Here is a 10,144-nt window from a genome sequence, read left to right as displayed (position 1 = left end):
TGGATGGGTGTGTCCCGATCCCCAGCTCCCACTGAACACATTTCGGTGGGGGCTACAGAACCATACAAGGATGGGTGGAGCGCGAGATCCTCTCCACAAGAACGCTGCTCTTCAGCGCGCGAAACCCATGCTGTTGTGAGCAGACTGTTTTCAGGCCGCTGCCAGCCACCGTCTGCCCACAACAGCATGGGTTTCGCGCGTTGGAGGGCGGAGTCCTAGCTTAAGAACTCTCGCGCTCCACCCATCCTACCGGTCACGCTGCCAGGAATTCCCCTATCCGTTCCACCGCTTGCCGCAAGGGCGGCAGGAACTCGTCCGTCAGCCGGTTCAAGGGCACCCTGGCGGCCTTCACGCTGACGTTGACCGCGCCGCAGGCCTTGCCGCTGGCCGAGCACACCGCGACCGAGATGGCGCGCACGTTCAATTCCAGTTCCTGGTCGGCGACCGCGTAATCCTGCTCGCGGATGCGCGCGAGTTCGGCGCGCAGCCTGTCCTCGGTGGTCAGGGTGAATTCGGTATAGGGTTGCAGCTCGGTCGCGGCGAAGTAGCGGGCGAGGGCGGGCTCCGGCAATTGCGCCAGCAGCACGCGCCCGATGGACGTGCAATAGGCCGGCAGCCGGCTGCCCAGCCCCATCGAGGTGGCCAGCAGGCGGTTCACTTCCGAGCGCGCCAGGTACAGCATTTCGTGGCCTTCCATGATGGCCAGCGCGCAGGTTTCGTTCACCGTGGCGCTCAGTTCCTCCAGCACGGGCTGGGCCAGCGACACGAAGGGCGTCGATGAGAAGTACGCATAGCCCAGGCCCAGGATGCGGGGCGTCAGCACGTAGAGCCTGCCATGCTGTTCGGCCATGCCCAGCAGGATCAGCGTGTGCAGGCAGCGCTGCACGACGGCGCGGGGCAGGCCGGCGCGGCGGCTGAGTTCGGCGGCGGTCTGCGGCTGGCGGCGGGTGCCGAAGGCGCGGATCACGTGCAAGCCGCGGGCGAGCGTCAGCATGTAGTCCGGGTCGCCCCGCAACTGGTCGGGATGGTCTTCCGCCGCCGGCGGCGCGGCGTAGCCGGGAGGGGGAAGGTTGGGCCGCATCAGTCCGCGCGCAGGGGCGCGCCGGTGCGGCCTTGCAGTTCTTTCAGGGTCATGCCGTCGATCATATCCCGAACCCGCAGCCCGTCCGGCGTCACGTCGATGACGGCCAGGTCGGTATAGATGCGGTCCACCACGCCCGCGCCGGTCAGCGGATAGGTGCAGCGCTCGACGATCTTGGGATCGCCGTTCCTGGCGTTGTGCTCCATCATGATGTAGACGCTGCGCGCGCCCACCGCCAGGTCCATCGCGCCACCCACGGCGGGCGCCTCGCCCGGCCGGCCGAGCGACCAGTTGGCCAGGTCGCCGTTGGCGGCCACCTGCATGCCGCCCATGACGCAGATGTCCAGGTGGCCGCCGCGCATCATGGCGAACGAATCCGCGTGGTGGAAGTACGCGCCGCCTTCCAGCAGGGTCACCGGCTGCTTGCCGGCGTTGATCAGGTCGAGGTCGGCGTCGGCCTCCGCCGGGGGCGGACCCATGCCCAGGATGCCGTTTTCGCTGTGCAGCACGATCTCGCGGTCCGGCGGCAGGTGCGCGGCCACCAGCACGGGCATGCCGATGCCCAGGTTCACGTAGCTGCCGTCGGGGATGTCCCGGGCCAGGCGGCGCGCCATGGCCTCGCGGGTCAGGGGCTGGAACATGCGGACTCCTTCAACTGGAGAAGGCGGCGTCGGCCACCTGGGTGACGCGTTGCACGAAAATGCCGGGCGTGACCACGGCCTCGGGCGAGAGTTCGCCCAGCGCGGCCTTGGCGCGCACCTGCGCGATGGCGGTCTTGGCCGCCATGCACATGACGGGTCCGAAATTGCGGGCGCTTTTGTTGTAGGTGAGGTTGCCCCAGCGGTCGCCCAGCTCGGCCTTCACCAGCGCGAAGTCGCCGTGCAGGGGCTGTTCGAAGACATGGCCGCGGCCGTCGATCATGCGCGTTTCCTTGCCGCGCGCGAGTTCGGTGCCGTAGGCGGTGGGCGTGAAGAAGCCGCCCAGCCCGGCGCCGGCCGCCCGCAGGCGTTCGGCGATGGTGCCTTGCGGCACGCATTCGAGTTCGATGCGGCCCTGGCGGTAGAGATCGTCGAAGACCCAGGAATGCGACGCCTTGGGAAACGAGCAGATCACCTTGCGCACGCGCCCGGCCTTGATCAGCGCGGCCAGGCCGGTTTCCCGGTTGCCCGCGTTGTTGCTGACCACGGTAAGGTCGCGCGCGCCCTGTCCGATCAGCGCGTGGATGAGTTCCGTGGGCATGCCCGCGCCGCCGAAACCGCCGATCAGCACGGTGGCGCCGTCGTGAATATCCGAGACCGCGGCCTCGGGACTGTCGTAGAACTTGTCGATCATGATGAAGTCCCGTCCGGGCGGAGCGCGGCCGGCGCGCCCCGCCGCGTTCAATTCACTGTGATGCGCGCCTGCTTGATGATCTCGGCGTACCGCGCCGAGTCTTTCTCCATCAGCGTCGCGAACTGCCCGGTGGTGCCGCCCGCCGGCAGGAAGCCCGCGTCCAGGAACTTCTGCCTGACGTCGGGTTCCTTGACGATCTCGCTGATTTCGCGCGCCATGCGCTCGATGATGGGCTTGGGCGTGTTGGCGGGAGCCATCAGGCCGGCCCAGGAGCCCGTGACGAAGCCGGGCAGGCCGGCTTCCTCCATGGTGGGAATCCCGGGCTCGGTCGGCCACCGTTCCTTGCCGGTGAACGCCAGGGCCTTCAGCCGGTTCTGCTTCACGTACTGCATCGGAACCAGGATGGGATCGAACACCATGGACACGCGCCCGCCCAGCAGGTCGGTCAGGATGGGGGCGCTGCCCTTGTAGGCCACGTGCGTCATCGTGATCTTGTTTTGCAGGGCGAAGTCGGCGCCGGTCAGGTGCGCGCTGGACCCGTTGCCGCTGGAGGCGTAGGTCAGCTTGTCCGGATTCTTGCGCGCGTAGGCGACCAGGTCCGCCACCGTCTTCACCGGCAGGTCGTTGGCCACGAACAGGAACAGGGGCAGGTCCGCCATCTGCACCACCGGCGTCAGGTCGGCCGGGCTGTAGGTCAGCTTGTACAGGTGGAAGTTGATGATGTAGGCCGGCAGCATGGACAGGAAGGTGTAGCCGTCCGGCTCCGCCTTGGCGGCGATGGCCGAACCCACGCTGCTGTTGGCCCCGGGCCGGTTCTCGACGACGATGGTCTGCTTCAGGCGCGGGCCCAGTTTTTCCATCACGATGCGGGTGACGATGTCGGTCGATCCGCCGGGCGTGTAGGGCACGATGATCTTGATGGGCTTGCTTGGCCAGTCGTCCGCCGCGTGGGCGGAGCCGGCGGCCAGTCCCGCCATGGCGAGGACGGCGCACAACAGGGTCTTCAGGGTGTGACGGCGAGGGGGTGCCGCAAGGCGGCGAGCCCCCGGTTTGCTTGCATATGCCATGGAATTTGTCTCCTCCATGAATCGGCCGACTAGGAATGCGCGTCCGGACGTCGAGCTGGCATGCTCTTTTTTTTCCGTCGGGCCGCCCCAAGGCAAAGAGCGCTCCGTTGGGAGCAGCAAGTACGCGCGGCACGGGGCATTTTTTGCGTTGGCGGCCATGGCGGCGATGGCCAAAGCGCAAAAAAAGTATGGCACGCAAGGGAAGACGTCCGCGCCGTATGATGGGGCGATAAAGTTCGATCACCGGACAGCGGAGAAACCCAGGGGCAAGCCGTCATTTCTCCTCGGGTTTCCACTAGGCAGCGTCGCGTTGTTCACGCCGTGGACATCGCTTAATCTGGCGGCCGGCCCCGTAAAGCAGGGCTCGGTTTCAACCGCAGCCGGCTTACAAGCCGGCGCGGCATCCATCTCAGGAGAGGCAATGATGAAGCGGTCTATCTTGTTTGCAGCCGGCGCTATCGCCCTGGCTTGCGCGTCCCAGGCGGCGGTGGCCGGTCCCACCCTGGACGCGGTGAAGAAAAAGGGATTCGTGCAGTGCGGCCTGACCGACGGGGTCTCGGGCTTCTCCGCGACGAACAGCAAGGGCGAATGGGAAGGCATGGACGCGGACATCTGCCGCGCCGTCGCCGCGGCCGTGTTCGGTGATCCGACCAAATTCAAGGGAACCGCGCTGTCCACCCAGCAGCGCTTCACCGCGCTGCAATCGGGCGAGGTGGACGTGCTGCTGCGCACCGTCACGCTGACCCAGACGCGCGATACCTCGCTGGGCCTGTCGGCCGTCGCCGCCAGCTTCTACGACGGCCAGGGCATCCTGGTGAACAAGAAGCTGGGCGTGAAAAGCGCCAAGGAACTCAACGGCGCCACGGTCTGCGTGCAGCCGGGCACCACCACCGAACTCAACCTGGCCGACTGGTTCCGCTCCAACAACATCGAATTCAAGCCGGTCGTGATCGACAAGGTCACCGAAGTGGTGCGCGCCTTCGAATCCGGCCGCTGCGACGCCTTCACCGACGACGCCTCGCAGCTTGCCGCCGTGCGCGCCACGCAGGTCGCCAACCCGGACGACTACGAAATCCTGCCGGAACGCTTCTCCAAGGAACCGCTGGGCCCGATGGTGCGCCAGGGCGACGAGAACTGGCTGGGCATCGTGCGCTGGACGCTGTTCGCGCTGATGGAGGCCGAGGAATACGGCATCACGCAGAAGAACGTGGACGAGATGCTCAAGAGCAACAACCCCAACATCTCGCGCATCCTGGGCGTGACGCCGGGCGCCGGCAAGAACATGGGCCTGGACGAAAAGTGGGCCTACAACGCGATCAAGGCCGTGGGCAACTACAGCGAAGTCTTCGAACGCAACGTGGGCAAGGACAGCAAGCTGGGCTTGCAGCGCGGCACGAACGCGCTGTGGAGCCAGGGCGGCGCCATGTATCCGTGGCCGATCCGCTGATCCCGCGCGCTATGCCCCGCTGCGGGCCATAGTGCGACGAACCTCCGGCCTCTGCAAATCGTACGGTGATTTGCAGAGGTTTTCGTTTGGAGAGACGAGAGAAGCTCGCGGCCTACGCAAGGCGTGTAAAAAAGGGCGCGTATCGGCCATCCGGCGTTTGCCGGAATACGGCGGATACCCGCTGTCCGATCTTCGCGGCGCGAATATCGCAGTCGACGAGATTGCTCAAGATGATCGGACCCTCGTCCAGTTCGACATAGGCTAGTGCGTAGGGCGGATCGGCGCGTTCGATGATGCTGAACGCATAGAGACTGCCTTGGCCGCTTGCAGGCTTCCAGTCCGTGTCGTCACTGGCGCATAGCGGGCATACGATGCGCGGATACCAATGGGCGCGGTTGCATTGATTGCAGGTTCTCAGAAGCAATTGCCCCCGTTCCGCGGCGGCCCAGAATGGAGCGGTTTCCGGGTAGGCCTGGGCATAGGGATCGTTCAGGTAGGTGGAAAGCTCGCTTTGGCGGTTCACGCGTTACTCCCGTTCGAAAATCAGAGTGGAATGCGCATGGGCGACCCCCATGACCAAACCGGGCCCGGCAGCCAGCGCGAGATTGCAACCGGGGACTTGCACGGCGGGATGCGCTTCACCACGGAGTTGGCGCACGGCTTCGATCACTTTCGTCATGCCCCCCCGATTTGAGGGATGGTTGTTGCACAGCCCCCCACCGTCCGTATTGAAAGGCAGTTGGCCCCGGCCGGAGATCAAATTGCCTTCGGCTACGTAGGGGCCGGCCTGCCCCTTCTTGCAGAATCCCAGGTCCTCCAACTGCATCAACACCATGATGGTGAAGTTGTCGTAGAGGGAGGCGTAGTTGACGTCGCCGGGCGCGACGCCTGCTTCGGCGAACGCCAGCTTGCCGCTTGTGACGGCGCCCGAGGCGGTGAGCTCGATGTAGCCGCCCCGGCTGGTCTTGATGCTCTCGCCGGCCCCGATCAGCTTGACGAGAGGCCGTGACAGGCTCCGGGCGATCTCCGGACTCGTCAGTACCAGCGCGCCACCGCCGTCCGTGATGACGCAGCAATCCAGGCGGTGCAACGGACTGGCAATAATGGGCGACGCCAGCACGTCCTCGACGGTGACCGGCTTGCGCAACGCCGCAAACTCGTTGTGTTGCGCATGATGCGCCGCGGCCACCTTGACGGCGGCGAGCTGTGCGGAGGTCGTGCCGTACTCATGCATGTGGCGTTGGGAGAGCATCCCGTATATGCCGGTGATGGTGGAGCGATAGGGCCTGTCCCAGGGCGTTTCGGGCCGTTCCGGTCCCAGCTCGCGCGGCGCGGTTCCCGTCGCCATGCCGCTGCTTTTGGGCTTGCCCGCCAGCGTGATCAAGGCGACCGAGCATTTGCCTTGCGCGATGGCGAGCGCAGCGTGGCGCACATGTACCATGTACGAGCATCCACCTAGCTCGGTGCCGTCTACCCACTTCAGGTCCAGGTTCAGGTACTCCACCATGGATAGGGGATTGCCGCCCGGCGCGTCGCCCGCGCAGAAGTAGCCGTCTACGTCCTTGAGATCCAACCCCGCATCGCGCAGGGCGCCCAGCGCGCACTCGGCATGCAACTGGGTAACGGACTTGTCGGGTGCATATCGGGTCGGATGCTCGTATGCGCCCGCTATGTAGGCTTTGCCATTGAGTGTCATAAGCTGTCCGGAGGTCACAGTTTTGGGATGTTGCCGTCGCGAATGACGCGGCCCCATTTCGCATATTCGTCCTGCACGAATTTCGTCGTGCCGTCGGGCGTTGCCACCACCGGAATGAGCGCGGCCGCATCCAGCGTCTTGCGCAACTCCGGATTGGCCTGCGCGTCATTGATGACCTGGTTCAGGCGTGCCGTGACTTCGGGCGGCGCGCCTTTCGGCAAGAAGGCAGCCATCCAGCCCACGACTTCGAATCCGGGCACGCCCGACTCGGCGATGGTGGGCACGTCCGGCAACTGTGCCTCGCGTTTGGCTGTGGTGACCGCGATGGCCTTGATCTTTCCGGACTTGATCTGGGTGATCGCCGCCCCGATGTTGGCGAACATGAAATCCACGTGGCCGCCGATCAAGGCCGACATGGCTTCGGAGGGGCCGTTGTAGGGCACGTGCATGTAATCCAGGCCCTTGACTTCCTGCTTCAGCAACTCCGCGGCCAGGTGGGCGGAGCTGCCAACGCTGCCCGAGGCGTAGTTGATGTCGCCGGGCTTCTCCTTGACGTACTTGATGAACGCATCGAAGTCGTTCGCGGGAAATGAGGCATTGACGACCAGCACGTTGCCATTGAGCCCGAACATCGCCACGGGCTGGAAGTCCTTGATCGGGTCATAGGGCGTGGACGCCATCAATTGCGGGTTGATCGCGTGGGTGACATTGGTCCCGAGCAGCATCGTATAGCCGTCGGAAGGGGCGCGCGCCACGTAGTTCGCACCGATGAGCGCGCCCGCGCCGGGTTTGTTTTCCGTGATGAGCGGTTGCTTCAGCGCTTCGGACACGTACTTCGCGAAGGTGCGGCCCGTCAGGTCTGTGACACCTCCCGGTGCGAAGGGAATGACGAACTTGATGGGCCGGTTCGGGTAGGTCTCCTGTGCATGAAGATTCACGCTAACCATGCCGAGAGTCAAAAGGCATGCTTTGAAAAGGCAGTGTCTGATGCGCATCGTTGTCTCCTTGGTTGCCTGAAGGCCTGCCCATGGACGGGATGTAGGTCAGCTAACTTGGCGTCCCTGGTCGGCCCAGTACTTTCTTCTGAGGGTCTTGCGGTCGATCTTTCCCAACGCGGTGAGGGGAAGCTGGCTTTCGAACACCACGGTTTTGGGCGCATTCACCACGCCTTTTTTTTGCGTGACGTATTGGATGATCTCGGTCTCGTCGGCATTCGCGCCGGGCTTGAGCACCACGATCGCGGTAACGGCTTCGCCCCATTTCTCGTCGGGCACGCCAATGACGGCGGACATCGCGATACCGGGATGCAGCGCCAGGCAGTTCTCGACTTCGCTGGGGTAGACGTTGAAGCCGCCCGTAATGATCATGTCCTTCACACGGTCGACGATGTACAGATAACCGTCCCCATCCATGCGGGCCATGTCGCCGGTGTGCAGCCAATCTCCGGCGAAGACCTTTTCATCCTCCTCCGGCCGGTTCAGGTAGCCGTTCATGATGAGCGGGCTGCGCACGCACAGTTCACCGATTTCGCCTAGCGGCACTTCCCGCAGGTCCTGGTCGAGCAGCTTGACCTGATTGCCGGTCACGGGCTTGCCGCAGGAGCCCAGCAACCCGGGACGCGCGGGGTCGTGGTCCTGCTTGCGCAGGTAGCAGATGGTCATGGGCGCTTCGGCCTGGCCATACAGTTGGCCAAAAACCGGTCCGATCTTGCGCAGCGCTTCCAGCAGCCTGGAGGGCGCGATGGGGGCCGCGCCATAGAGCGCCAGTTCAAGGCTGGAGCAGTCGCCGTTGGCCAACCCCGGATGATCCAGCAGGCCGTAGATCTGGGTCGGCACAAGGAAGGTGAAGTTGATGCGATGCCGCCGCACTCGTTCGAGAAAGTCGACAGGCGTGAATTTCTCGCTCAGGTACACCGTGCCGCCTCGGATGAAGACAGGCAGAATCAAACCGCCCGCCGCATGCGAGATAGGCGTGGTCACGAGATACCTGATGCGTTCGGGCCATTCATACGCGGCCAGCATCTGGAGCACCATGGTGACCGCGGTGCGATGGGAATGCAGGATCCCCTTGGATCGGCCGGTCGTGCCGCCGGTGTAGGACAGCTTGGTGATATCGCCGGGGCGGGCGTCCAGGGCAAGATCGCCGCCATCCATCGTCGCCGCTTCGTCGAAAAGACCGGCGCCGCGGGTGTCGCCGTCAAGAGGCAGGATCAGCGGAACGATGCCGCGCGCCTCAATGGCCAGGGCGCGCTGCGCGTACTTGCCGTTGTCCACCACCAGGGCCTTCACCTGCGCATCCTGCAGCACGAAAGCGTGGTCTTCCTCCGAGGCCATCGGATGCAGCGATACCGATTTCAAGCCGATGAATTGCGCGGCGATGATGGCGATGATGGCTTCGGTTCGGTTTCCGACGAGAAAGGCGACGGCATCCTGTCTTTTCAGTCCCTTGGCGCGCAGGAGGCGCGCAATGCGGTAGCACTGTGCTTCCAGTTGCGAATAGGTGACGGTTTTCTCGTTGGAGACGATGGCCGGCGTCTCGGGAAACGCCTTGAATGCAGAGAGGTACAAGGACGCGACGGTGGCGCCTTCATACAGGGAGTTCGGGGAGGGCCGCATTCTGTCTCCATCTGTTCGGTACTTAATATTGTTTTCTGGTACCGATTTGAGATGACAAACGGTACTGTGTCAATATAATTAGTACCGAAATAATGGTTTGCAGCCTAGGTGTTTTACCTAGGCGTCGTAGAATTCCCGTCTTCACCAATCCTGTTTTTCACATTCAAAGGCAAGCGGCGATACATGGCCAAGCGGCGTACCGAAGAAGTTTTCCTCAAGGAACTGACGGCGTTGCTGATCGTCGAAGGCGTGTCTTCCCTGACGATTGCCGACATTGCGCAACGCATGCAATGTTCGCGCAGGCGCATATACGAAATTGCCGCCACCAAAGAAGAACTCTTCGTCAATATTTGCCGGCAGGTGCTGGACGCGAATCTGGAAAAGGGATTTGCCGCGGCGCGCGGCGAAGCCGACGGCGCCAAGGCGATTGCCACGTATTTGCGCGCAACCTTGAACGCATCGGGCCTGAGCAAGGCGGCGTTGACGGATCTCGATTCGACGGAGAGTGGCCGCGCGGTTTTCGACGCCTATCAGTTGGCGCGGGTGCGCGGCCTGGAAGACATGATCGACGATGGCGTGCGCCAGGGGCTGCTCGTGCCGCACAATCCGAGGGTGATCTCGGAAGCGATCCTCGGAGCGGCTCACCGCTTGAGGAATCAGCGATTCCTGGAGGAAACCGGTCTTTCGATTGGCGCCGCCTTCACCGAGTTCTACGAAATCGTGCTCAATGGCCTCCTGGTCAAGCCGCAGGCAGGCGCGCCGGCCATTGGCGCCGCGCGGCCTCGACGCTGACCAGACGCGGCGCTAATTCCGCTTGGCGGAAGAACCTGTTGCGGGATTCGGAATGGTTCCATGCGCGCAAGCTGAAATGGTTCTATCCCGTCTCGCTCCGGCTCCCTATTATGT

The 10,144-nt window shown here is 64.0% G+C and carries 10 protein-coding genes; 2 read left to right on the top strand and 8 right to left on the bottom strand.

What is annotated here, in order from left to right; translation table 11 throughout:
- Positions 1 to 253: 253 nt before the first annotated feature.
- From AVE30378_RS28140 to AVE30378_RS28125, 4 genes are read right to left on the bottom strand one after another with little or no spacing between them, the layout of a single operon-like run.
- Positions 254 to 1,081, bottom strand: a complete 828-nt coding sequence (locus AVE30378_RS28140) for an IclR family transcriptional regulator domain-containing protein (protein WP_129245856.1) — start codon at positions 1,079 to 1,081, stop codon at positions 254 to 256.
- Positions 1,081 to 1,722: a 3-oxoacid CoA-transferase subunit B gene (locus AVE30378_RS28135; RefSeq protein WP_129245854.1), complete on the bottom strand. Its 642-nt coding sequence runs from the start codon at positions 1,720 to 1,722 to the stop codon at positions 1,081 to 1,083. The genes AVE30378_RS28140 and AVE30378_RS28135 overlap by 1 nt, the downstream gene beginning before the upstream one ends.
- Positions 1,723 to 1,732: 10 nt before the next feature.
- Positions 1,733 to 2,413 (bottom strand): 3-oxoacid CoA-transferase subunit A, encoded by a 681-nt coding sequence (locus AVE30378_RS28130; RefSeq protein ID WP_129245852.1) that lies wholly within the window; start codon positions 2,411 to 2,413, stop codon positions 1,733 to 1,735.
- A 47-nt stretch (positions 2,414 to 2,460) separates the two neighbouring features.
- Entirely contained in the window at positions 2,461 to 3,480 is a 1,020-nt protein-coding gene (locus AVE30378_RS28125) for a Bug family tripartite tricarboxylate transporter substrate binding protein (RefSeq protein WP_129245850.1), read from the bottom strand.
- Between the two features lie 424 nt (positions 3,481 to 3,904).
- Between AVE30378_RS28125 and AVE30378_RS28120 the strand changes: the two genes are divergently transcribed.
- The gene (locus tag AVE30378_RS28120) at positions 3,905 to 4,927 is read left to right on the top strand and encodes an amino acid ABC transporter substrate-binding protein (protein ID WP_129245862.1); all 1,023 of its coding nucleotides are present in this window, start codon (positions 3,905 to 3,907) and stop codon (positions 4,925 to 4,927) included.
- 112 nt (positions 4,928 to 5,039) lie between these two features.
- Here the strand turns inward: AVE30378_RS28120 and AVE30378_RS28115 are convergent, their stop codons facing one another.
- Genes AVE30378_RS28115 through AVE30378_RS28100 form a run of 4 tightly spaced genes read right to left on the bottom strand, consistent with a single transcriptional unit; the run spans position 5,040 to position 9,238 of the window.
- A complete protein-coding gene (locus AVE30378_RS28115) occupies positions 5,040 to 5,450 on the bottom strand; it encodes a Zn-ribbon domain-containing OB-fold protein (RefSeq protein WP_129245848.1) in 411 nt (136 codons plus the stop codon).
- 3 nt (positions 5,451 to 5,453) lie between these two features.
- Positions 5,454 to 6,623 carry a thiolase domain-containing protein gene (locus AVE30378_RS28110; RefSeq protein ID WP_129245846.1) on the bottom strand — a complete coding sequence of 390 codons (1,170 nt, stop codon included), beginning with the start codon at positions 6,621 to 6,623 and terminating at the stop codon, positions 5,454 to 5,456.
- Between the two features lie 14 nt (positions 6,624 to 6,637).
- Positions 6,638 to 7,618, bottom strand: a complete 981-nt coding sequence (locus AVE30378_RS28105; RefSeq protein WP_129245844.1) for a Bug family tripartite tricarboxylate transporter substrate binding protein — start codon at positions 7,616 to 7,618, stop codon at positions 6,638 to 6,640.
- Positions 7,619 to 7,666: 48 nt separating this feature from the next.
- Positions 7,667 to 9,238: an AMP-binding protein gene (locus AVE30378_RS28100; protein WP_129245842.1), complete on the bottom strand. Its 1,572-nt coding sequence runs from the start codon at positions 9,236 to 9,238 to the stop codon at positions 7,667 to 7,669.
- A gap of 183 nt (positions 9,239 to 9,421) precedes the next feature.
- On the opposite strand from AVE30378_RS28100, the gene AVE30378_RS28095 reads away from it, so the two are divergent.
- Positions 9,422 to 10,030 (top strand): TetR/AcrR family transcriptional regulator, encoded by a 609-nt coding sequence (locus AVE30378_RS28095; RefSeq protein WP_129245840.1) that lies wholly within the window; start codon positions 9,422 to 9,424, stop codon positions 10,028 to 10,030.
- The last annotated feature ends 114 nt before the right edge of the window (positions 10,031 to 10,144 follow it).

It is taken from the genome of Achromobacter veterisilvae (assembly GCF_900496975.1).
In the GTDB taxonomy this organism is placed as follows: Bacteria; Pseudomonadota; Gammaproteobacteria; order Burkholderiales; family Burkholderiaceae_B; genus Achromobacter; species Achromobacter veterisilvae.
Note: the sequence above shows the minus strand (reverse complement) of the source record. Positions and strands in the feature narration are given on the sequence as shown.